The sequence below is a fragment of the Pseudomonas thivervalensis genome (assembly GCF_001269655.1).
Taxonomy (GTDB): domain Bacteria; phylum Pseudomonadota; class Gammaproteobacteria; order Pseudomonadales; family Pseudomonadaceae; genus Aquipseudomonas; species Aquipseudomonas thivervalensis.
Window position 1 is genome coordinate 120,090 of the sequence record NZ_LHVE01000015.1, and the last position, 21,363, is coordinate 141,452.

The 21,363-nt window shown below is 62.0% G+C and carries 18 protein-coding genes; 10 read left to right on the top strand and 8 right to left on the bottom strand.

The window, feature by feature from the left end; genetic code table 11:
• Positions 1-9 precede the first annotated feature (9 nt).
• Positions 10-2,349 carry a TonB-dependent Fe(3+) dicitrate receptor FecA gene (gene fecA, locus AD659_RS22020; RefSeq protein ID WP_053125061.1) on the top strand — a complete coding sequence of 780 codons (2,340 nt, stop codon included), beginning with the start codon at positions 10-12 and terminating at the stop codon, positions 2,347-2,349.
• 82 nt (positions 2,350-2,431) lie between these two features.
• On the opposite strand, the gene AD659_RS22025 is transcribed toward fecA, so the two are convergent.
• Positions 2,432-2,842 carry an HPF/RaiA family ribosome-associated protein gene (locus tag AD659_RS22025; RefSeq protein WP_053125063.1) on the bottom strand — a complete coding sequence of 137 codons (411 nt, stop codon included), beginning with the start codon at positions 2,840-2,842 and terminating at the stop codon, positions 2,432-2,434.
• Between the two features lie 498 nt (positions 2,843-3,340).
• Here AD659_RS22025 and AD659_RS22030 point away from each other — a divergent pair, with 498 nt between their 5' ends.
• Complete coding sequence (locus AD659_RS22030; protein ID WP_053125065.1) at positions 3,341-3,658, top strand: DUF3509 domain-containing protein; 318 nt, start codon at positions 3,341-3,343, stop codon at positions 3,656-3,658.
• Here the strand turns inward: AD659_RS22030 and AD659_RS22035 are convergent.
• Entirely contained in the window at positions 3,655-4,155 is a 501-nt protein-coding gene (locus AD659_RS22035; RefSeq protein WP_053125067.1) for a phosphate-starvation-inducible protein PsiE, read from the bottom strand. The two genes, AD659_RS22030 and AD659_RS22035, sit on opposite strands and share 4 nt — an antisense overlap.
• Positions 4,156-4,490: 335 nt before the next feature.
• Here AD659_RS22035 and AD659_RS22040 point away from each other — a divergent pair, with 335 nt between their 5' ends.
• Complete coding sequence (locus tag AD659_RS22040; protein ID WP_003205410.1) at positions 4,491-4,751, top strand: YebG family protein; 261 nt, start codon at positions 4,491-4,493, stop codon at positions 4,749-4,751.
• Positions 4,752-4,825: 74 nt separating this feature from the next.
• On the opposite strand, the gene AD659_RS22045 is transcribed toward AD659_RS22040, so the two are convergent.
• A complete protein-coding gene (locus AD659_RS22045) occupies positions 4,826-6,217 on the bottom strand; it encodes an aminotransferase-like domain-containing protein (protein ID WP_053125069.1) in 1,392 nt (463 codons plus the stop codon).
• 342 nt (positions 6,218-6,559) lie between these two features.
• On the opposite strand from AD659_RS22045, the gene AD659_RS22050 reads away from it, so the two are divergent.
• The 5 genes from AD659_RS22050 (at position 6,560) to glyA (ending at position 11,991) form a co-directional block, all read left to right on the top strand.
• Complete coding sequence (locus AD659_RS22050; protein WP_053125071.1) at positions 6,560-7,765, top strand: benzoate/H(+) symporter BenE family transporter; 1,206 nt, start codon at positions 6,560-6,562, stop codon at positions 7,763-7,765.
• Positions 7,762-8,934, top strand: coding sequence for an NAD(P)/FAD-dependent oxidoreductase (locus tag AD659_RS22055; RefSeq protein WP_053125073.1), 1,173 nt, complete (start codon positions 7,762-7,764; stop codon positions 8,932-8,934). Before AD659_RS22050 ends, AD659_RS22055 begins: the two co-directional genes overlap by 4 nt.
• 27 nt (positions 8,935-8,961) lie before the next feature.
• Complete coding sequence (locus tag AD659_RS22060) at positions 8,962-9,393, top strand: Rid family detoxifying hydrolase (protein ID WP_003205417.1); 432 nt, start codon at positions 8,962-8,964, stop codon at positions 9,391-9,393.
• Positions 9,394-9,487: 94 nt separating this feature from the next.
• Positions 9,488-10,741 (top strand): threonine synthase, encoded by a 1,254-nt coding sequence (gene thrC / locus AD659_RS22065; protein WP_053125075.1) that lies wholly within the window; start codon positions 9,488-9,490, stop codon positions 10,739-10,741.
• A gap of 11 nt (positions 10,742-10,752) precedes the next feature.
• Entirely contained in the window at positions 10,753-11,991 is a 1,239-nt protein-coding gene (gene glyA / locus AD659_RS22070) for a serine hydroxymethyltransferase (RefSeq protein WP_053125076.1), read from the top strand.
• Positions 11,992-12,363: 372 nt separating this feature from the next.
• On the opposite strand, the gene AD659_RS22075 is transcribed toward glyA, so the two are convergent.
• Entirely contained in the window at positions 12,364-13,383 is a 1,020-nt protein-coding gene (locus AD659_RS22075; protein ID WP_053125078.1) for a Glu/Leu/Phe/Val dehydrogenase family protein, read from the bottom strand.
• 187 nt (positions 13,384-13,570) lie between these two features.
• On the opposite strand from AD659_RS22075, the gene AD659_RS22080 reads away from it, so the two are divergent.
• Positions 13,571-14,374, top strand: a complete 804-nt coding sequence (locus AD659_RS22080) for a SirB1 family protein (protein ID WP_053125080.1) — start codon at positions 13,571-13,573, stop codon at positions 14,372-14,374.
• A 74-nt stretch (positions 14,375-14,448) separates the two neighbouring features.
• Here the strand turns inward: AD659_RS22080 and maiA are convergent, their stop codons facing one another.
• From maiA to hmgA, 3 genes are read right to left on the bottom strand one after another with little or no spacing between them, the layout of a single operon-like run.
• The gene (maiA, locus tag AD659_RS22085) at positions 14,449-15,084 is read right to left on the bottom strand and encodes a maleylacetoacetate isomerase (RefSeq protein ID WP_053125082.1); all 636 of its coding nucleotides are present in this window, start codon (positions 15,082-15,084) and stop codon (positions 14,449-14,451) included.
• 9 nt (positions 15,085-15,093) lie between these two features.
• The gene (gene fahA / locus AD659_RS22090) at positions 15,094-16,392 is read right to left on the bottom strand and encodes a fumarylacetoacetase (RefSeq protein ID WP_053125084.1); all 1,299 of its coding nucleotides are present in this window, start codon (positions 16,390-16,392) and stop codon (positions 15,094-15,096) included.
• 3 nt (positions 16,393-16,395) lie between these two features.
• On the bottom strand, positions 16,396-17,700 hold the full coding sequence (gene hmgA / locus AD659_RS22095; protein WP_053125086.1) for a homogentisate 1,2-dioxygenase: 1,305 nt from the start codon (positions 17,698-17,700) through the stop codon (positions 16,396-16,398).
• Positions 17,701-17,852: 152 nt separating this feature from the next.
• Here hmgA and AD659_RS22100 point away from each other — a divergent pair, with 152 nt between their 5' ends.
• Entirely contained in the window at positions 17,853-18,674 is an 822-nt protein-coding gene (locus AD659_RS22100) for an IclR family transcriptional regulator (RefSeq protein ID WP_053125088.1), read from the top strand.
• A gap of 59 nt (positions 18,675-18,733) precedes the next feature.
• Here AD659_RS22100 and AD659_RS22105 read toward each other — a convergent pair whose 3' ends face one another.
• A complete protein-coding gene (locus AD659_RS22105) occupies positions 18,734-21,283 on the bottom strand; it encodes a helix-turn-helix transcriptional regulator (protein WP_053125090.1) in 2,550 nt (849 codons plus the stop codon).
• Positions 21,284-21,363: the final 80 nt, after the last annotated feature.

The following is a 21,363-nucleotide window of genomic DNA, read 5'->3' on the forward strand; positions in this document are numbered from 1 at the left end:
TTCTCATCCATGCCGCAGCAACCCACCCGTCTCACCCCGCTCGCCCGTACCTTGCGCCAATTGCTCCTGGGGGCCAGCTTGAGTTTCGCCGCACTGCCTCCCGTGCACGCGGCAGAGGCCAAGGCCTATCACATCGCGCCGTCATCATTGGAAAATGCCCTCAATCAGTTCGGACGCGAGGCCGGGGTGTTGATTTCCTTCGGCTCGCAGACAACCGCAGGCCTGCAGAGTCGTGGCCTGGAAGGCAGCTACAGCCCGGAACAAGGGCTGAACGCGTTGCTCGAAGGCACCGGCCTGCAAGCCCAGCCCGAGGGAAACAACGCCTTCAGCCTGCAACCGACCACCAGCACCGCGCTGGACATCGGCACCACCACCGTGGTCGGTGACTGGCTCGGCGATGCAGCCCAAGCCAACGTCTTCGAACACCCCGGTGCCCGAGATGTCATCCGTCGTGAGGAATTCGAACGCCAGGGCGCGACCCAGGCCCGGGACGTGCTCAATCGCATCCCCGGCGTCAACGCACCGGAAAACAACGGCACCGGCAGCCATGACATGGCGCTGAACTTCGGTATCCGCGGGCTCAACCCACGCCTGGCCTCACGCTCCACGGTGCTGATGGACGGCATCCCGGTGCCTTTCGCACCTTACGGCCAACCGCAGCTCTCGTTCGCGCCGGTCAGCATGGGCAACATGGACGCGGTGGATGTCGTGCGTGGCGGCGGCGCGGTGCGCTATGGCCCGCAGAACGTCGGCGGCGTGGTCAACTTCGTGACGCGGGCGATTCCCGATGCCCCCACGGTAAAGGGCGGCTTCCAGACCGAGACGAGCCCGTCCTCCAGCCATGACGGCTTCAAGACCTCCTCCAATCTGCTGGCTGGCGGCACCGCCGACAACGGCCTGGGCGGCGCCCTGCTGTATTCCGGCACCCGCGGCGGCGACTGGCGCGAACACAGCGACACACAAATCGACGACCTGATCCTCAAGGGCAACTATCAGCTGGACGACGCCAACAGTTTCAATGCCATGGCCCAGTATTACGAAGGCGAAGCCGACATGCCCGGCGGCCTGAATGTGGCCGACTACGACGCCGACCCTTACCAGTCCACCCGGCCGAACGACCGGTTCTGGGGGCGTCGCACCCTGGTCAATGTCGGCTACCGCTACCAGCAGGACCGCCGAGAATTCACCGCCAGTACGTTTTTCACCAAGACCTTGCGCAGCGGCTACCTGGACCAGGGCTCCTTCCTGTCCCTGTCGCCTCGCGAATATTGGGTACGCGGCCTGGAAACCCGTTTCGCCCAAGGCTTCGACCTTGGCCCGACCAGCCATGAGGTCGGCGTCGGTTACCGCTACATCAACGAGGCCGGCCATGAACTGCGTTATCGCACGCCCATCGCCAGCAACGAATTGCCGACCACGTCCAGCCGCAACGACCGGGATACCCGTGGCGGCACTGAGGCCAACGCGTTTTTCATCGATGATCGGATCGATATCGGCAAATGGACCATCACGCCGGGCGTTCGCTACGAAATGATCGAATCGCAGCAGACCAACAACCTGACGGATGTGAAATACAAGGGTGACTACAACACCGCCTTGCCGGCATTGAACGTGCTCTATCACCTGACCGACGAGTGGAATCTGTATGCCAATACCGAAGGTTCGTTCGGCAGCGTGCAATACAGCCAGATGCCCAACCGTGTCAGCAGCGGCGAAGTGAAACCGGAAAAAGCCCGCACCTGGGAACTGGGCACCCGCTATGACAATGGCAACCTGCGGGCGGAAATCGGCGCGTTCCTGATCAACTTTGACAACCAGTACGAAAGTAACCAGACCAACGATTCGGTGATCGCCCGAGGCGAGACCCGCCACCAGGGCATCGAAACCAGCCTCAACTACGCCCTCGATGGCCTGAGCCCGGCGCTGGCCGGCTTCGACGTCTATGCCACGTATGCCTTCGTCGACGCCACCATTCGCGAAGACGGACCGAACAAAGGCAACCGTGTGCCATTCTCCTCGAAGCACAAAGGCACGCTGGGCGTCGGCTACACGGACGGGCCTTGGAAGTTGAACCTGGACAGCACCTACCAGAGCGCGCAGTTTGCCGACAACGCCAACACCCGGGCTGAAAGCGCCGACGGCAGTACTGGCAATATCCCCGGCTACATGCTGTTCAGCAGCCGCGCCGCCTATGATTTCGGCCCGCAACTGTCGGACCTGAACGTGGCGGTGGGCGTGAAGAACATCTTCAATACCCAGTACTTCACCCGTTCGTTCGATGACAACAACCGGGGCAAGTATGTCGGTGAGCCACGCACGTTGTATGTGCAAACGTCGTTGGCGTTCTGATTCGAGGTCCCGGTGGATCACTGAAACAAGACGGGCCTGCGATTGCAGGCCCGTTTTCGGTGAGTCGTTTAAGTGATCGAGTTTAGCCGTTGAGTGCGGCCCGTTCGTTCTCCAGGAACTCTTCTTCCAGCATGGCATCAGCCAGGGCAATCGAGTCGGTCGGGCCTTTGGTGGCGGCGCGCTTGCCGCGTAGTTTGCCGAACAAATGCTCCAGGGCACTTTCAAGTTTGGTGGCGGCGCCTTCGATCGCCAGTTCCAGCGAGTCGGCCTTGTGGGTCACGGAAATTGGCTGGTGGCCCTTTGGCCGTGCTTCAAGCTGGCAACGCAGGTCATGGGGACCGGGCTTGTCGCCGTTCTCGTCCCGCAAATGAACCTCGACCCGTGTCAGGTCCTCTTCATAACGTTCGAGCGTGCTTTCGATGGTAGTACGTACCCACTCCTCCAGTCGGATGCTGCTTTGAATATGGTTATCGCTGTTGACTTGGATTTGCATAGTTCATCCCTTATTTCAGCTAGCTCGCCGGGGGCCGTCGACGTTAGCGCAGCGGCCCCTTGAATACAGAGTCGGGCTGGCGGAAGAACAATTCAAGCCCTAAAAAAAGATAAATATTCATACGCAAATAAAGCCAGACAACGGGCAAAAGCGCTGTTAATGTCGGGAGTTGCCCCGCCCTGCTCCCCCTGCGCAAATCGCCTCCCTTCCTGCACCGTCGACGAACATCCGCACGTTATTGCCCCGAAACGGGCAGCCGCATTCCAGAGCGTTCAGCGCTTGGGCGCCGGGATCATTGTCCGACGTTTTTTCCGGCATGCCCCTTGCTAACTTCCCGTAGGAGCTGCCGCAGGCTGCAATCTTTTGATTGGTGAGGCCTGCCTGGTCCAGGAATCTTGAGCTGAACACGATCATGGAATGGCCGATGGTCCGGTGTTGCGAACTAATCCCGATCACGGCCGGTCAACAACTGCACGTTCAATCAGGCGGTGACGCATCATGGACAACCCTTTTCAGATCATTACCGACGCCTTTGCGCCGCATTATCAGATCAACCTGAGTATTCAGGGCCTGGATGGCAGCATCATGCTGACCCTGTCCAAGAGCGGACGCATCGTCGCCAAACGCATGATCAGCGCCCAGCAGCGCAACGACCCGGAGCGGCTCAAGCGCCTGGTGCAGAGCATTCAGTTCGGGATCGCCATCGAACAGGGCCACAGCGCCGTGGCCATCCTCGAAGCCATGACCGGCGGTGACAACATCAAGCTGCCACCACCACACGCACAGGGGACAGCGCCCTCGGCCGCCGGGATCTAGATCTCGCCTTTCTCCACTTCGGCATGCTCGCTGGAACCCGCGCCGACCTTGCGGTGCGGGTGCTCGATCTTCACCGAGGGGAATTGCGACGAAGCGTAGCGCACGACCAGGATCGAAAACGCCAGCAACAGGATGCCACCGCACAGGTAGATGATCCCCAGGTCGGGCGGGCTGTGGTGGGAAACGTTGGAAATCAGCAGCCGCGTCAGCGCGGTGATCGCCACATAGATCAGGAATCGCACCGGCATGTGGTTGGTCTTGAAGTAGATCCCGACCATCGCCCCCAATTCCAGGTAGATGAACAGCAGCAGGATGTCATCGATCTTGATGTGCCCCGCCTCGAGCATCTGCAGGAACTCCATCACCGCGGCCCACGCGGTCACCGCACCGATGGCGAACAGCGCCAGGTAGTGGAAGGTCTCGACGAACAGGTTTCCCAGGGACTCGGCCAGTTGATGGACGTTCTGGCGCAGGTTCTCGGCCCAGTTGATTTTCACGATGTAGTTTCCTTAGGTCGGTTCGACCGGATGATGCGGGTTGGACGTGACGGTTGTTCTGCATGCAGAAAAAAGGCCAGCGACCGAGGTGAGATGGCGATAGGCTGGTATTCGACACGTTGGGGAGCTTCATGCGGCCTGATCGCGAGCAAGCTTTGCTCCCACACAAGCTCTGCCCCGCAAGCTTTGCACCTACAAGCTTCGCGCTCACATGCCGAAATCGGTCTACATTAAAAAGCCACTATCCAAAGCAAGAGGATTCGCTTATCCTTTTGCCTGTATATAAATACAGTAGTCGCAAAGACAAACCAATGTGAAGGCATGTGAGGTGGTGAATGGCCGTCGAAGTGGTATACCGCAGCAGCCGAGATCTGGAGCGCTTGTTCATGGATAAAGCCGAAGCTGACCGTCATGACAAAATGCTGGAGCTCGCCGAATTGCTGGCCGAAGTGTTGCAAAAAGCCGTTCCATCGCTGAGCGAGCAACAGGTCGAGGAAGCCGGGATCTACATGGCGAAAAATCGCGATGTGTTCGCCAAGGCATTCAAGAGCCAGCCGGACGCCTTGTCCGAACTGCTCAACCCGTCGGACGAATAACCAAAAAGATCGCAGCCTTCGGCAGTTCCCACATGGAATACACCGTGTAGGAGCTGCCGAAGGCTGCGATCTTTTTAGTAATAACGACGCGGATCCGAATCGATCAAGCTCGCCAGCTTGGTCAGGGCGAAGCGCAGTTCGTCCTGACTGGTGGGCGACATCAACACCAGCCGCACGCACCGGGTAGTGCCTGAACGCTCAGCCTGGAACTGGGTGCCGCTGAGCACCAATACACCGTTGGCCCGGGCGAGCATGGTGAATTCGTCGCTGGTCCAGGGCTCGGGCAGCGTCAACCAGACGTGGTAGGAATACGGCTGGGTCTTGAGCTCGAAATTGGCAAAGATTTCCCGGGCGATCGCTTGTCGCCCCGCCGCCTCGTTGCGCTGGATACGGATCAGTTTCTTGTCCAGGCCTTCGGTAATTACATTGCTGGCCAATTGCGCGGTCAACGGCGACGGCATCCAGACGCTGCTGCGCACCATCGACGTCAGGCGCGATAGCAGTTTCGGCGGACTGTAGATATAACCGACACGAAGCGCTGGCATGACCGATTTCGACAGACTGGTCAGATACACCGAACGATCCGGCGCAAAAGCCGACAACGGCTTGATCGACGGATCGGTGGCCAGGAAGCCATAGATATCATCGTCCAGGATGATGAAGTCGAACTCCTCGGCCAGCGCGGCGATCTGGGCCCGACGTTTCTGCGACATGATCGCCGCCGTCGGGTTCTGGCAGGTCGCCACGCAGACCAGCATCGCTGGCTTCTCTTGCAGGCACAGTTCGCGAAGGGCTTCGGGGATGATGCCTTCGTCATCCATCGGCACGCCACGCAGGCGACGCTCAAGGCCATGGGCCAGGGAAATGATGCCCGGATAGCACAGCGCTTCGCAGAGCACCAGGTCGCCGGCGTTGGTCAGGGCGCTCATCGCGACCATCAAGCCATGCTGGGCCCCGGCGGTAATCACCACTTGCTGCCATTGCGCGTCGGGCAGTGAATGACGCAACCACTGCGCCCCCGCCTCACGATGGGCCGGGTGACCGCCATCCGGCGCGTAATCCAGGGCGCGGGCGAAATCCGTGCTTTTGGCCATGCCCACCAGCGCGCCGCGCAACCAGTACTCCAGGGTCTCGCTGTAGGGCTTGATGATCGAAAGGTCGAGCAGTTCGGACTGCCCCAGGTTCAGCGGCGCGGACGCGCTGTTACTGGCCGGCAGCTCCAGTTGCTTCTGGTTGAGCACATAAGTGCCGCGCCCCACTTCCCCCTGCACCAGCCGACGCCGATGGGCTTCGCTATAGGCCCGGCTGATGGTGCCCGGCGTGACATTCAACGTGGTCGCCAGCTCCCGCAAGGTCGGCAGGCGATCGCCCTCGTTCAGTACGCCGTTATTGATATCGCGCGCCAACGCATCGGCAATCGACAGATACATCGGCTGGCTGAACTCGCTTAGCTGGGGAACCCACATGAATGATCACTGCCCATCGTAGAAATGATGAATATCCGAGCATATCACATGGAGGTTAGGCAACTAATAATTCGACACAATCAACGCATTGAGTCGATTGATACGATTATTGAATCGTTTCGCGCGGTGATATGAAGAAATTTTTACAACGAAATATCTCTATAAAAATCAAATAGTTAATTTTTAAAACCAATGAAAACAATGCGTAGTAGCAGAAAAATATCTCGTAACAATCCTGCCGCCTATTGAATCAACTCAATTCATTCAAATACACTGATCTCGAATCGAAGCAATCGACTCAATCATCCACTGCGCGCTCCTGCCGCGCCAAGTCGAGACATCATGGACACATTCAGAAAGGATCTATCCCTGTCAGCGATCATCGCAGGCTTCATCGCCGTGATCATTTCCTACGCCGGCCCGCTCATCATCGTGTTCCAGGCAGCCAAGGAAGCGCACCTGCCCAACGACGTGGTGTCTTCGTGGATCTGGGCCATTTCCATCGGCAGCGGGATTACCGGTCTGCTCCTGAGCTGGCGCCTGCGTGTCCCCGTCATCACCGCGTGGTCGACACCGGGGGCGGCGCTGCTGGTATCGATGCTGCCCACCGTGACCCTGCCCCAGGCCATCGGTGCCTATGTGGTGGCATCGGTGATCATCGCCGTGGTCGGTTTGTCCGGCGCATTCGACAAGCTGATGAGCCGTCTACCCAAGGCCATTGCCGCCGCCATGCTCGCCGGCATCCTGTTCCGCTTCGGCGCCGAACTGTTCACCTCGATCAAGCTGCAACCGGCGATGGTGTTGGCGATGATCGCCGCGTACCTGGTCTTCAAGCGGTTTTCGCCACGCTACGCCATTCTGTCGGTGCTGATCATCGGCTGCGCGGTGGCCGCCTCGTTCGGTGAACTCAACAGCAGCTCGATCACCATCGCCGTGGCCCATCCGGTCTTCATCGCACCGCAATGGAGCTGGCACGCAATCATCAACATCGGCCTGCCTCTGGCGCTGGTGACCTTGACCGGCCAGTACGTGCCCGGCATGGCGGTGTTGCGCACCTCGGGCTACAACACGCCGGCGCGCTCGATCATTTCGGTCACCGCGATTGGCTCGGTCCTGATGGCTCCGTTCGGTTCCCACGGTTTTAACCTGGCGGCCATTACCGCAGCGATCTGCACCGGCCGCGAAGCCCACGAGGACCGCGACAAGCGCTACATGGCCGGGATTGCCTGCGGGGTGTTCTACATCCTGATGGGCACCTTCGGCGCGACCCTGGCCTCGGTGTTTTCCGCGCTGCCGAAAGAATTGATCGCCTCCCTCGCCGGCCTCGCCTTGTTTGGCGCGATCAGTGCCGGGCTGACCGGTGCCATGGCGGATGAGAAGCAACGGGAAGCCGCGCTGATCACCTTCCTGGTGACGGCCTCGGGCATGAGTTTCCTCGGTCTGGCCGCCGCGTTCTGGGGGCTGATCTTCGGTCTCGTCGCGCACTTCGTGCTGACCTACACCCGGGAAAGCAAGGCTGCCGTTATCGCCGAGGGCAGCCGACCATGACCGCTCGTTATGACTTCATCGTGGTCGGTGGCGGCATCGCCGGCGTCTCAGTCGCTTATGAACTGGCGGCCCATGGCAGCGTCTGCCTGCTCGAACAGGAACAGCTACTGGCCTACCACACCACCGGGCGTTCGGCCGCGATCTCGATGGAAAGCTACGGCAACCAGCAGATCCGCTCACTGACCTGCGCGTCCCGGCGCTTTTTCGAGAACCCGCCCGAGGGCCTGGCCGAGCACCCACTGTGGGCGCCAAGGGGCGCGCTGATCGTGGCCCAGGCGGCACGGGTGGACAAGCTCAAAGCGCGTTTCAGCGCGGTCCTGGAGCAAGTGCCTACCGCCGAGTTGCTCGACGACAAGCAAGTGCAGGAACTGGTCCCCTACCTCGCCGAAGGCGCCTGGAGCGCCGGGATCTACGAGCCCAGCGCCTTCGACCTCGATGTGCATGGCATTCATGGCGCCTACCTCAGTGGCCTGCGTACCCGCGGTGGCGTGGTCAAGCGTGAGACCGAAGTGCTGCGTGGCGAATATCGCGACGGGCACTGGCGCTTGCACACCCGGGACGGCCAGCAACTGCAAAGCGCCATCGTGGTCAACGCCGCCGGTGCCTGGGCCGATGAGCTCGCCGAGCGCTGCGGCGTGCCCAAGGTCGGTGTCCGGCCGCTGCGGCGCACCGTGCTGGCGGTCGATCCACAGTGCGACGTGCACCACACGCCCTACCTGGGCACGGTGGACGAGGACATTTTCATCAAGCCTGAAGCCGGGCGACTGATTGTCTCGCCCTGCGATGAAAGCCCGTCGTTGCCCTGCGACGCGTTGCCGGAAGAGCTCGACCTGGCCATCACCATGGATCGCCTGCAAAACACCACGCGCCTGCGTCCCCGCTCGATCATCAATAAATGGGCGGGCTTGCGCACCTTCGTCGCCGACCGCTCGCCGGTGCTCGGCCAGGACCCGCAGCAAGAGAGTTTTATCTGGCTCGCCGCCCTCGGCGGCTACGGCATCCAGGCCGCACCCGCGATTGCCCGCCTGTGCAGCCACGCGGCGCTGGGCATCGCCCTGCCGGCCGACCTGGCGGCGCTGCAACTCAACTACCAGCACTTTTCCCCGGCCCGTTGCCGCGACGAAGCGTTTTCCAGCCTGGCCGTCAAGCAGGTTGCCGATTTGCACTAACCCATCCACTTAACAAGGAACGTCACCATGCAAACCACCGCTCAAATCCAGCCCGCCGCCAAACCTTTCCTGGGCGAAGAGAACGTCATTTTCACCGACAAGGCGCCGCTGCCCCTGGGCACCTATTCCCAGGGCATCAAGGTCAGCCATGGGCAGACCATCTACCTGTCGGCGCAGACCCCGGTCTCGGCGCTGAACAACGAAGTGCTGGCCAAGGATTTCGAAGGCCAACTGCGCCAGACCCTCGACAACCTGGTGCAAATGGCCGAAGCGGCAGGCGGCACCCTGGCGAACGTGGTCAAGGTCACGGCGTTCATCACTGACTTGAGTGAGTTCCCGACCCTCAACCGCGTCATGGAAGAGTATTTCACCAAACCCTATCCGGCCCGCACCACCGCCGGCGCCAGCGCGCTGGCCCGCAACACCCTGGTTGCCATCGACGCCATCATGGTGATCTGAAACACCTTCTGTCAGCGGAGTGCCCGTCGGTCCGGTGAGCCGGACCGACGTTGGCAAGGAAAGCACCAGCACAGCGTACTTTCAGAGGGTGACCATGAAAAATTCGTACAGAGAGTATGTATTGCAGTGCCTGGTTTGCGATCGAAGCTACCAGCCCCATGAGGTCAGCTACTACTGCCCTCATTGCAAGATCGATGGTGCCCTGGACGCGCTTTACGATTACCCGACACTCAAGCGCGAATGGTCCCGGGACAGCCTGGCCCATGACCACGCCCGTGGCATGTGGCGCTATGACCGCTTGATGCCGTTGAGCTCGACGCAGTTCATTCCACCGTTACTGGTGGGCAATACGCCGCTGTACTCGCGCCCGGAATTGCTCGGCAAAGGTGCCCGGATCAAGGTCTTCGTCAAAGACGAATCACGGCAACCGACCGGGTCATTGAAGGATCGCGCCAGCGCCCTGGCGGTGGCCCATGCCATGCAATCCGGTGCGCGCACCGTGGCGGTGGCCAGCACCGGCAATGCGGCTTCGGCGTTGGCCGGGATGAGCGCCAGCCTGGGCCTGCACAACGTCATTTACCTGCCCAAGAGCGCGCCCCGCGAAAAGCTCGCGCAGATGCAGGGCTACGGCGCCGAGATCGTCCTGGTCGACGGGCAATACGACGAAGCCTTCGAACAATGCCTCAACGCCTGCGAAAAACACGGCTGGTACAACCGCACGACCGGGATCAACTCGTACATGAGCGAAGGCAAGAAGACGGTCGCCTTCGAGATGTGCGAACAACTCAACTGGCAGGTGCCGGACCTGGTGTTCGTGCCCGTCGGCAACGGCTGCATCCTGGGCTCGGTCTACAAAGGCTTTTTCGACTTGCTGCAATTGGGCTGGATCGAACGCATTCCGCGCCTGATCGGCGTGCAGGCCGAGCACAGCAATTTCATGTACCGCGCCTGGCGCTACGACCGCTCGATGCAGCAAACCGAACGCCTGCCGCCCACCAGCCTGGCCAGCAGCATCAACGTGGCGCTGCCGCGTGATCGCCTCAAGGCCATGCGCGCAGTGACCGCCAGCGGCGGCGAGTTCATCTGTGTCAGCGACCCGAGCATTGTCGCCGCTGCCTCCCGATTGGCCGCCAGCACCGGCGTATTTCCGGAAGCCGGCGCCGCCAGTGCCTTCGCCGGCCTGCTCAAGTATGCGGAAACACACTCCGACACTCCGCAAACCGCCGTGATCCTGATCACCGGCAGCGGTTTGAAGGACACCTCCATTTTTCTGTCCGATTCGTCCAAAAGCCAGCCAAGGGTGTTGCCGCACCACGTGACTGCGCCGCCGGCCGAAGCGCTTATCTAAGGAATCACACCATGAGCCTGCAAAATTTCGACCCCACCATCGCCCGCCTGATCGACCGCGAGCGCAACCGCCAGGAAACCCACCTGGAACTGATCGCTTCGGAAAACTACGTCAGTGAAGAAGTGCTCCAGGCCCAGGGCTCCGTGCTCACCAACAAGTACGCCGAAGGCTATCCGGGCAAGCGTTACTACGGCGGTTGCAAGGTCGTCGACGAAATCGAGAACCTGGCCATCGAGCGGGCGCGCAAGCTGTTCAACTGCGAATATGTCAACGTGCAGCCGCATTCCGGCTCCCAGGCCAACCAGGCGGTTTTCCTGGCGGTGCTTGAACCCGGCGACACGATCCTGGGCATGTCCCTGGCCCACGGCGGCCACCTGACCCACGGCGCCTCGGTGAATTTTTCCGGCAAAATCTACCGGGCCTTTTCCTATGGCCTGGACACCGAAACCGAAACCCTCGACTACGAAGAAATGGAAGCCCTGGCCCGGGAACACCGGCCGAAGATGATCATTGCCGGGGCCTCGGCCTATTCGCGGACCATCGACTTCCAGCGCTTTCGCAAGATCTGCGATGAAATCGGCGCGTACCTGATGGTGGACATGGCGCACTATGCCGGGCTGATCGCCGCCGGCGTGTACCCCTCGCCGGTGGGCATCGCCGATTTCATCACCTCCACCACCCACAAGACCCTGCGCGGCCCACGCGGCGGCCTGATCCTGGCCAAGGCGCAATACGCCGCCCTGCTCGACAAGACGATTTTCCCGGTGTACCAGGGCGGTCCGCTGATGCATGTCATCGCCGCCAAGGCCGTGGCCTTCAACGAAGCGTTGGGCGACGGGTTCAAGCATTACCAGCAGCGGGTGATCGACAACGCCCGGGTCATGGCCGACGTCCTGACCCGACGCGGCTTGCGGGTGGTGTCCGGCGGTACCGACTGCCACATGTTCCTGCTCGACCTGCGCTCGATGAACATCACCGGCAAGGACGCCGAGGCACTGCTGGAAAGCGCCCACATCACCCTGAACAAAAACGCGATCCCCAATGACCCGCAAAAACCGGCAATCACCAGCGGCATTCGCATCGGCACCCCGGCGCTGACCACACGCGGCTTCGGTGAAGCGGAATGTGCCGAAGTGGCGAACCTGATCGCCGACCTGCTGGAACAGCCGGACAACGCCGCACGCCTGGATAACACCCGGCGCCGGGTGATGCATTTGTGCGAATGCTTTCCGGTGTACCTGCTGAGGTAATGGCAGGATAAGGGCCGCAAGAAGCGCCTGGAGGGGCGAGCACAAACCGTGGCGAGGGAGCTTGCTCCCGCTGGGCTGCGAAGCGGCCCCATTGGATCATTCAGGCAGACCGCGTCAGCCGGTTTTACGACGGCTGCGCCGCCGAGCGGGAGCAAGCTCCCTCGCCACAGGGTGGTGTCTGCCTGGAATGGTCAGTCTGTAACACCAGAAAAACCGGTGGGAGCGAGCTTGCTCGCGATGGCGGCCCTACATTCAACACCTTCATCGACTGTCACACCGCTATCGCGAGCAAGCTCGCTTCCACAATTGGATATGCGGTGAGACGCGGGCCATTGTGGGGAGGGGGCTTGCTCCCTTGCCAGGGTTTGATTTTCAGCGGTACAGCAGACGCTCCGCCAACTCATCGGCCACCCGGGCCGGTGAGCGCTTTTCCGCCTGGGCGTGGGCGAAGACTTCCGTGAGCCGGGCACCGATCTTCGACAAGTGCGCGGTGATCGTCGGCAGTTCTTCGCCGCGATGTTTCAGAGCGACATAGATCAGGCCGCCGGAGTTGATCACATAGTCCGGTGCATAAAGAATCCCACGTCTTTCCAACTGATCGGCCACTTGCAGGTTGCTCAACTGATTGTGGGCCGAGCCGGCAACCGCCGAGCAGCGCAGTTGAGCCACGCTTTGGCTGTTGAGCACCCCGCCCAGGCCGCAGGGGGCAAGGATGTCGCAGGGGGTGCTGAGCAGCGCGTCGTTGGCAATCGGATGGGCGCCCAGTTGCTCCATGGCCAGTTGCACCTTGCCAGGGTCGATGTCGCTGACCAGCAATTCGGCCCCCGCCGCGTGCAACTGTTCGGCCAGGGCATAACCGACATTGCCCAGGCCCTGGATCGCCACCCGCAGGCTCTCGAGGTTATCGCTGCCCAGGCGAGCCATGGCGGTGGCACGGATGCCGGCAAAGACGCCCATGGCCGCGTGGGGCGCAGGGTCTCCCGAGGCCGTGGTGCTGGTGACATGGCGGGTCTGCTGGGCGATGCAATCCATGTCGGCCACCGAGGTGCCGCTGTCGATGGCCGTGATGTAGCGCCCGTCCAATTGCTCGATACAACGACCAAAGGCTTCGAACAGTGCCGCCCGACTCTCGACATGGGCCGGGCGCATGATCACCGCTACCCCGCCGCCCACGGGCAAGCCGGCCAGCGCCGCCTTGTAGCTCATGCCTTGGGCCAGGCGCACGGCGTCAGCCACCGCACTTTCGTCGTCGGGGTAGGCAAGATAACGACAGCCCCCCAGGGCGGGCCCGGGACGGCTGCAATGAATGGCAATCACCGCCTTCAACCCGGTCGTCGGGTCTACGCTTAGGTGCAGCGATTCAAGGCGGGAGCTTTGCATGAGAGCAAACATCGTAAGGCTCCCGAATCACTTTTGTTTGTTTCGCCAGTATAGGCGTGCAGTCGAAAATTGCTGGAGCACGCCGGAATAAGTAGGCCGCGTGGTCAGTCTTTTTCGGCATAACTTCTGCCAGTGTCTGTTCGAGACTGGACGAAAATCCATGGCAGGGCTAAAACGGGAGCATAGCCCGGAGAGTTCGATGAAACCGCGCCAAGCCTTTTTTGACTGTCTGCACCGCTCACCACCGGCGCTGTTCGAAGCAGCGTTGTGGATCGCTGCCGAACATGATCGCGACGTCGACGTTCCGGCCTTGCTGAAGGATTTCAAGGCGCTGCAACAGCGGGTCAGCCATGACCTGCCGATGCTGCCTGTCAGCGAACTGGGCCAGCCCCTGTTGCGACGGCTCAACGACTTGGGTTTCGCCCAGGACGATTTCACGCCCCTGCGACCGCGAGCGGCGTTGCTGGACAAAGTCCTGGCACGCAAACGCGGGCAACCCCTGGCCCTCGGGCTGATTGCCCTGGAACTGGCCCGTGGCCTGGAAATTCCGATGGTCGGTGTCAATTTCCCCGGACATTTTCTGTTGAAGGTGCCCGGGGCCGACCACCTGCTCGACCCCTGCGGTGGCCGCCGCTTGTACCCTAATGACTGCCGGGAACTGCTGCAGCGCCAATACGGCGCGAACATGTCGCTCAAGGCGGAGCACCTGGTCAACGCCGAGCCGATGCAGATGCTGCAGCGCCTGTCGCGCAACCTGCGTCAATTGCATCTGGCGAACGACGATTACATCGCGGCCCTGATCGACGCCGAACGGGTGCTGGAACTGGGCAATGCCAGCGCCGCCGACTACCTGGCCCGCGCCAGCCTGTATCAGCGACTCGATTGCCCCAACGCTGAACGCTTCGACCTGGAGCATGCGTTGATGCTCAGTGACGATCCGATCCAGCGAATCCGACTGACGGAGAGGCTGGGGCATTTGCCGCCGAATTCGGTGGTGCATTGAGCTGTCGTGAGGCTGCACATTTTTGATGTGCAGTGGAATCGCTATCGCGAGCAGGCTCGCTCCCACAGGAGGGATCAAGGGGTATCCGGCTGATTCGCCGGGTGCGCCTGTTGGAACGCCGGATGTCCAGCCGCCAGTGCCGCCACGCGCCGGATCCGCGGATATTCCTGCAAGGAAACATTGAACCGCTCGGCGGCGTACAGCTGCGGGATGAGGTACACATCCGCCAACCCCGGCAGCGCGCCGAAGCAATAGCCGTCGTCGCCAATCAACTGCTCCACCGCCGCCACCCCCTGGCTGATCCAATGCCCGATCCACTCCGTCACCTGCGCTTCATCGTGCCCCCACTGTCGCAACTTGTTGAGCACGCTGACGTTGTGCAGGGGATGAATGTCGCAACCGATCAGCGCGGCGACACCACGCTCGTGGGCGCGCACCGCCAGGTCGGCGCTGAGCAGCGGCACCTGGGGATAACGCTCTTCCAAGTATTCGATGATGGCTGGCGACTGCACCAGCAACGCGCCCTCATCGGTACGCAGCACCGGCACTCGACCCTGGGGATTGATCGCCAGGTAGGTCGGCTGGCGATGCTCGCCCCCCGGCGCGGCGATCAGGTTGACGGGCAAGGCCTGGTAGTCCAGGCCCTTGAGCGCCAGTGCAATGCGTACCCGATAGGACGAAGTGGAACGGTAGTAGGTATAGAGTTCCATGGCTGAGCCTCAACGCGCCGGCAGGATCTTGCCCCGGCACTCGCCGAAGCCGATGGAAGCGAAACCTTCGCGGCGGCAACGGGCCCGCAAGATGATCTCGTCACCGTCCTCAAGGAATCGGCGCACTTCGCCAGACGCCAGTTCGATCGGTTTTTTCCCGCCTTCGGTGATTTCCAGCAGGCTGCCGAACTGATGGTTCTCAGGCCCCGACAAGGTGCCCGAGCCAAACAGGTCGCCGGCCTGCAACTGGCAGCCGTTGACGCTGTGGTGCGCAACCATTTGCGCCACGGTCCAGTACATGTATTGGGTGTTGCTCAACGTCAGGCGCTGGGCCGGCAGGTTCTGTTCGACCATGGCCTCGGTCAGCAACAGCACCTCCAGTTCGATGTCGAAAGCGCCACCGGCCTGGTCGCGGGTGTCCAGCAGATACGGCAGCGGTTGTGGATCGCCTTCCGGACGCGTCGGTTGCGGGCGCCGGAACGGCTCCAAAGCTTCAGCGGTCACTACCCACGGCGAAATGCTGGTCAGGAAACTCTTCGACAGGAACGGCCCCAGGGGCTGGTATTCCCACGCCTGGATGTCCCGGGCCGACCAGTCGTTGAGCAGGCAGAACCCGCCAATATGCTCGGCGGCATCGCCGATGGGGATCGGTTCGCCCAGCGCATTGCCCTTGCCGATCCAGATGCCCAGCTCCAGCTCATAGTCCAGCCGCGCACAGGGGCCGAAGGTCGGCTCGGTCTGGCCGGCCGGCAGGGTCTGGCCCTTGGGACGGCGGACCTCTGTGCCGGACGGGCGAATGGTCGAGGCGCGACCGTGGTAACCGATGGGGACGTATTTGTAGTTGGGCAGCAACGGATTGTCGGGGCGAAACAGCTTGCCGACATTCTGGGCGTGTTCGATACCGACGTAGAAGTCGGTGTAGTCGTTGATCCTGGCCGGCAGGTGCATCTGGCAATCGGCGGCGAGGAGCAACAGCTTCGCCTCTTCGACTTTGCCACGCAACGGACTGTCTTCGCGCAACAGCTCCAGCAGTCGTTCACGCAGGGCGACCCGGGCATCGCGACCCCGGTCGAAAAACCCATTCAACTGACCGCCAGCCATGGCTTCGACGGCTTGTCGGGCCGTGCCATCGAACAAGCCCGCGTGCAATGCCGCCTGCAGATCGAAAATCCGTTCGCCAATCGCCACGCCGCTGCGCAGGGCACCGCCATCGACGCTGAAGACACCCAATGGCAGGTTCTGCAACGGGAAGTCGGCGTGGCCGTTGGCGCTGGCGACCCAGCTACGGGCAGGGGAACTTTGAGTCATGGGTTATCTCCGGGTCGGGTCGAACGTGACAGGCAGCGAGGCCCAACAAGCATCGTAGTCGGTTTGCAGTTGCGGGCAGTCCAGGGCGAAACGGCTTGGGCGCAATACCTGGCTGGTCTCGAACATGAACGCCATGGTGTTGTCGATTTTCGCCGGCTGAAGATCAGCGTTGATCGCCTTGGTACAGGTCTCGCCGTCCGGGCCATGGGCGCTCATGCAACTATGCAGGGACGCACCACCGGGCAGGAACCCTTCGGCCTTGGCATCGTAGGCGCCCTGGATCAGGCCCATGTATTCGTTCATCAGGTTGCGGTGGAACCACGGCGGACGGAAGGTGTTTTCCGCCACCATCCAGCGTGGCGGGAAGATCACGAAATCGAGGTTGGCCAGGCCGTGGACACTGGTAGGCGAGGTCAGCACGGTAAAAATCGATGGATCCGGGTGATCGAAGCTGACCGTGCCAATCGTGTTGAAGCGGCGCAGGTCATATTTATATGGCACGTTGTTGCCGTGCCAGGCCACCACGTCGAGGGGCGAATGATCCAGCTCGCAACCCCACAACTCACCGAGGAACTTCTGCACCAGCGTGGTCGGTTGCGCGAGGTTCTCGTAATGGGCGACCGGCGTCAGGAAGTCCCGTGGGTTCGCCAGGCCATTGCTGCCGATGGGCCCGAGGTCGGGCAGGCGCAGCGGCGCGCCATGGTTTTCGGCGAGGTATCCACGAGCCTGGGGATCGAGCAGTTCAATGCGAAACTTCAGGCCCCGGGGCAACACGGCGATTTCCAGCGGAGCCAGCTCCAGCACACCCAGTTCGGTGGCGATCCGCAGCCGTCCCAGTTGCGGCACGATCAGCCACTCTCCGTCGGCATTGAAAAATACCCGCTCCATGGAACGGTTGGCCCGGTAGTGATAAAGGCTGACGCCGGCCGGCTTGTCCGCGCCGGCATTGGCCGCCATGCGCACCAGCCCGTCGATGAAATCGGTGGGCTCGGCGGGAATGTCCAACGGGTTCCAGCGCAGGCGATTGGGCGTGACCTCACCCAGCGGACCACCCGCCAATTGCCGTTCCAGCCGGGTGAAGGCCGGGTGATTGGCCGACGGCCGGATGCGATACATCCAGGTACGCCGCGCTTCGCTGCGGGCCATGGTGAACGCCGTGCCAGAAAACAACTCGGCGTAGAGACCGTACGGAGCTTTTTGCGGGGAATTCTGGCCGACAGGCAATGCGCCGGGCAGTGCTTCGCTGGAAAATTCATTACCCAGGCCTGATTGGTAAACCAGGTCCGACGCGGTGGAATCGAGGTTCATGGAGCCTCCTGGGGATGCGGCCCGTCACTCGGCAGAGTGGTTGAGGCGCATCGGGTTATTTTTATCGTAATTCAATTACGCATAACGTAATTTGCTCGACAGCGACCGTCAAGCTATAAAGACGCCCATTCGCCTCTGGACCCTGCGCCTCCATGGAAACCCCGCTCAGCAACGGTAAACAGAAAGTCCGCTCGGCCGAAGTCGGCACCGACATTCTCAAGGCCCTGGCCGAACTCTCCCCCTCCACGTCGCTGTCGCGCCTGGCCGAGCACGTGCAAATGCCGGCGAGCAAGGTCCATCGCTACTTGCAAGCCTTGATCGCCAGTGGGTTTGCCGAGCAGAACGCCGCCACCAACCACTACGGCCTGGGCCGCGAAGCCCTGCGCGTGGGCCTGGCCGCGCTGAACGGCATGGACGTGCTGCAAGTGGCCGCCCTGCCCCTGGCCGAGTTGCGCGACGACTTGAACGAAACCTGCTTCCTCGCCGTGTGGGGCAACCATGGCGCGACCGTGGTGCGCATCGAACCCGCCGTGCGGTCCGTGACCGTGGTGACGCAACTGGGCTCGGTCTTGCCGCTGCTCAGTTCGTCCACCGGGCTGGTGTTCAGCGCTTACCTGCCGGAGCGCGAGACCATCGGCCTGCGCGAGCAGGAAGTGCAAGGCACCGAGCACCACGCCCTGGCCGACGACCGCGCCTATGCCGCCCTGTGCGAGCAAATTCGCAGCCGGGGCTTGCACCATGTGCATGGTTTGCTGATGCCGGGCGTGGATGCCTTGTCCGCCCCGGTCTTCAATGCGGTCGGCGAGGTAAAGGCGGTGATGACCATCGTTGGTCCGACCTCGCTGTTCCATGCCGACGAAAACGGCCCGGCGGCGCAGCGATTGTTGGCGGCGACCCGGGCCGTGAGCTGGCGGATGGGGTATGAGGCGGGTCCAGGATCAGCCCAGGAAACCCGGGAAAATCCTGATCACTAGATCATTGAGATGCGGTTTTTCAGTTGCGGATGATGCATGGAGTTTAAATGTCCGTTGCATTACCCCATCATCCCCATGACCTTGGCCTTTGCCACCGCCTGAGTACGCCGCTGCACGCCCAACTTGCTGTGGATTCGCCGCGCGTGGGTTTTCACCGTGTGCAGCGATATGAACAACTGTTCGGCAATCTGCTGGTTTGAATGACCTTGGGCAATCAGTTCCAAGACCTCCAGCTCACGATGACTGAGCAAGGTGTCCTCCGCAGTGGCTGGCGACTCGACCAGCTCTGCCGCTGGGTCCCAGCGTAACAACTCGGGTTGGCGCAAGCGCAGCTCGCACAAGGCTTGCTGGGCCCGCCAGCAGGTGACCCGCTTGAGGTCTTCTTGCAGAAGTGACCGGGCCTGTGCACGATCGCCGGACAACCAGACGACCTCCGTCAACACCAGGTGCAGTTCGGTTTCCAGGCTGTGCATTTCACCTTGCTGTGCCTGAGCGATCATGGCCTGCAGACGCGCCTGCGGTTCCTGCGCCCGTTGCAAGTAGACCTCGGCCAGCACCAGCAAGTATTCAAGTCGCGCAATCAATTCCAAGGTCGCGGGAGGCGCGTGCTTGGCTTGCGGTCCATGAAAATGCCGCAGGACACGGGTCAAGGCTTCATGGGCCAGTTCCGCCCGCCCCTGTTGCAACCAGAACTGGCAACTGGTTTGCAACAACACACCACGGTAAACGGTGTCGGGAATGTGTCGCTGCTGCATGATCCGCTCGGCCTCTCGCAGATGCATGAACGCCTCGCCATAGTCGCCCTGGTTGGCCGCCAGGCACGCCTTGCCGAGAAAGCCATACAGCACCTGTTTGTCCTGGCTGTGCAGGCCCGTTTCCAAGCCCGTTTGAAAATGCTCGGCGGCCCGCTCCTCAAATCCCATCCGCAGCGCCAGGCGTCCGCGCCGCAAGGCAATACGCCCCAACAACGGAGAAAAATCCTGGCCCGGTTTATCCAGCAGCGCCTGGACGGCGGCCAGCAAATGATCGGCCCGATGCGGCGCGCCGCGTTGTTCCAGGACCTGGGCGTGGTCCAGTTCCAGCAATCCCTCGAAGACCAGCGAGCCTTGCGCACGCGCCAGGCATAACGCCTGGCGGTTGATCCATTGCGCCGAAGCCAGTTCGCCAGCCAGCAGCGCCTGCTGCGTCAGCCCACCCAGGCACAGCACCCGTTGGGCCCAGGCCTCGGGGTCCAGGCTGGCCTGGGCCTGGAGGAAGTGCTCGCGCGCCGGTTCGCCATCACCCGAGAGGTGCAACAACCAGCCCTGCAAGACCAGCCATCTGCCCAGCACTTGTCGCTGCCGACAAGCAGAAGGCTGCGGCAGGAACCTGGCCAGTTGCTCGATACAGGTCGACGCCTGGTCGAAGCGTCCGGCGAACAACAGCGCAGCGGTGACCAGCCCCACCGATTGCGGCGTGGCGAGGGTCAGCGCGTCGCCTTGTTGATCGTGCAAGCTCAACAGCAGCACCACATTGCGGCGCTGCAAGACGTGCTCGAAGCTCAAATGCTGCAAGAAACTGACGGCGGTCTCGAATTCCTCGGCCAACATGGCTTGCTCGAACGCCATCTGCCAGTCCTGCTCGGCCGCGAACCACTGGCAGGCCCGTCGATGCCAGGAGCGGCCTTGCGACCAGGGCTCTTCACGCACGAGTCGGGCCAGGGCCGGGAATATCTGCAACCAATCCGAGGTCTGCTCCCACGGTTCGATAAAACACCCCAGCTCCAGCAACAACGGCAGGCATTGCGCACCCACCGTGTCGCCGAACAGGTGCTCGCACAGCCGGGCATTGAAGCGCGGCAGATGCGCCAGCACACGCCAGGCCTGTGCCAGTTCCGGGGTCAGCGTGCTGAACAGTTCATACTCCAGGTAGTCGAGCAAGGTCCTCGGCCGCCCCGGCGTGGCATGGCTGCGCGCCCACTCGCAGCGCTCAAGCAGGCTGATGCGCACCCCGGCACACCAGCCACCATTACGCTGAATCACCTCGCGGGCCGTGCGGGCAGCCTGGGGACCGGGCAGATGACGAAGCAATGGCTGGACATCGTCAGGGCTGAAGAACAACGCCTGCGGATCAAACTCGTGCAACTCGTCATCGAGCAACAGCCGCGGCCAGTTGCAGTGGGGGCGACGGCGGCTGTTCAGCCACAGGTGCAATGCCGGGCTGCTGGTGTTCAGCAGACGATCGAGCAACTGGTCCAGCTCGGGATTCGGCGCCCGGCAATAATCGTCGAGGAACAACCAGGTAGGCGTTTGCAAACGTGCCAGGTGGGCCAACAGCCCTGCTTCATCCAGCACCGGCAGGCCGAGGGTCTGTGCCAGCCGCTCGCACATCTGCACCGCGCTCAACGCTACGCCCCCCAGGGGCAACCAATGCAACCGACAGTCGCTGGGGGCCTGCAGGAAGCACTCGGCGAACAACGCACTCTTGCCACTGCCCGCTGGCGCGCAGAGCAGCTTTACCCGTGCTTCGGAAGTCAGCAGCGGCTCGCTCAGGGACCGCCGCGGCACATGCGTCGAGGACAGGCGAGGCAGCAATCCTGGACGGTCCGGACACGGGCTCATGGCGGTCATGGGGAAGATCCTGTTTATTGTTATCTCACCACCCTAGTCCTGTGTCGCCGACCTTTGGAGAAGTATTCAGCGCGCTGATT

What these genes read in the sequence shown, in the direction of transcription:
- fecA (WP_053125061.1), top strand. Translation starts at nt 10, where the DNA reads ATGCCGCAGCAACCCACCCGTCTCACCCCGCTCGCCCGTACCTTGCGC.
- AD659_RS22025 (WP_053125063.1), bottom strand. Translation starts at nt 2,842, where the DNA reads ATGCAAATCCAAGTCAACAGCGATAACCATATTCAAAGCAGCATCCGA.
- AD659_RS22030 (WP_053125065.1), top strand. Translation starts at nt 3,341, where the DNA reads ATGGACAACCCTTTTCAGATCATTACCGACGCCTTTGCGCCGCATTAT.
- AD659_RS22040 (WP_003205410.1), top strand. Translation starts at nt 4,491, where the DNA reads ATGGCCGTCGAAGTGGTATACCGCAGCAGCCGAGATCTGGAGCGCTTG.
- AD659_RS22045 (WP_053125069.1), bottom strand. Translation starts at nt 6,217, where the DNA reads ATGTGGGTTCCCCAGCTAAGCGAGTTCAGCCAGCCGATGTATCTGTCG.
- AD659_RS22050 (WP_053125071.1), top strand. Translation starts at nt 6,560, where the DNA reads ATGGACACATTCAGAAAGGATCTATCCCTGTCAGCGATCATCGCAGGC.
- AD659_RS22055 (WP_053125073.1), top strand. Translation starts at nt 7,762, where the DNA reads ATGACCGCTCGTTATGACTTCATCGTGGTCGGTGGCGGCATCGCCGGC.
- AD659_RS22060 (WP_003205417.1), top strand. Translation starts at nt 8,962, where the DNA reads ATGCAAACCACCGCTCAAATCCAGCCCGCCGCCAAACCTTTCCTGGGC.
- thrC (WP_053125075.1), top strand. Translation starts at nt 9,488, where the DNA reads ATGAAAAATTCGTACAGAGAGTATGTATTGCAGTGCCTGGTTTGCGAT.
- glyA (WP_053125076.1), top strand. Translation starts at nt 10,753, where the DNA reads ATGAGCCTGCAAAATTTCGACCCCACCATCGCCCGCCTGATCGACCGC.
- AD659_RS22075 (WP_053125078.1), bottom strand. Translation starts at nt 13,383, where the DNA reads ATGTTTGCTCTCATGCAAAGCTCCCGCCTTGAATCGCTGCACCTAAGC.
- AD659_RS22080 (WP_053125080.1), top strand. Translation starts at nt 13,571, where the DNA reads ATGAAACCGCGCCAAGCCTTTTTTGACTGTCTGCACCGCTCACCACCG.
- maiA (WP_053125082.1), bottom strand. Translation starts at nt 15,084, where the DNA reads ATGGAACTCTATACCTACTACCGTTCCACTTCGTCCTATCGGGTACGC.
- fahA (WP_053125084.1), bottom strand. Translation starts at nt 16,392, where the DNA reads ATGACTCAAAGTTCCCCTGCCCGTAGCTGGGTCGCCAGCGCCAACGGC.
- hmgA (WP_053125086.1), bottom strand. Translation starts at nt 17,700, where the DNA reads ATGAACCTCGATTCCACCGCGTCGGACCTGGTTTACCAATCAGGCCTG.
- AD659_RS22100 (WP_053125088.1), top strand. Translation starts at nt 17,853, where the DNA reads ATGGAAACCCCGCTCAGCAACGGTAAACAGAAAGTCCGCTCGGCCGAA.
- AD659_RS22105 (WP_053125090.1), bottom strand. Translation starts at nt 21,283, where the DNA reads ATGACCGCCATGAGCCCGTGTCCGGACCGTCCAGGATTGCTGCCTCGC.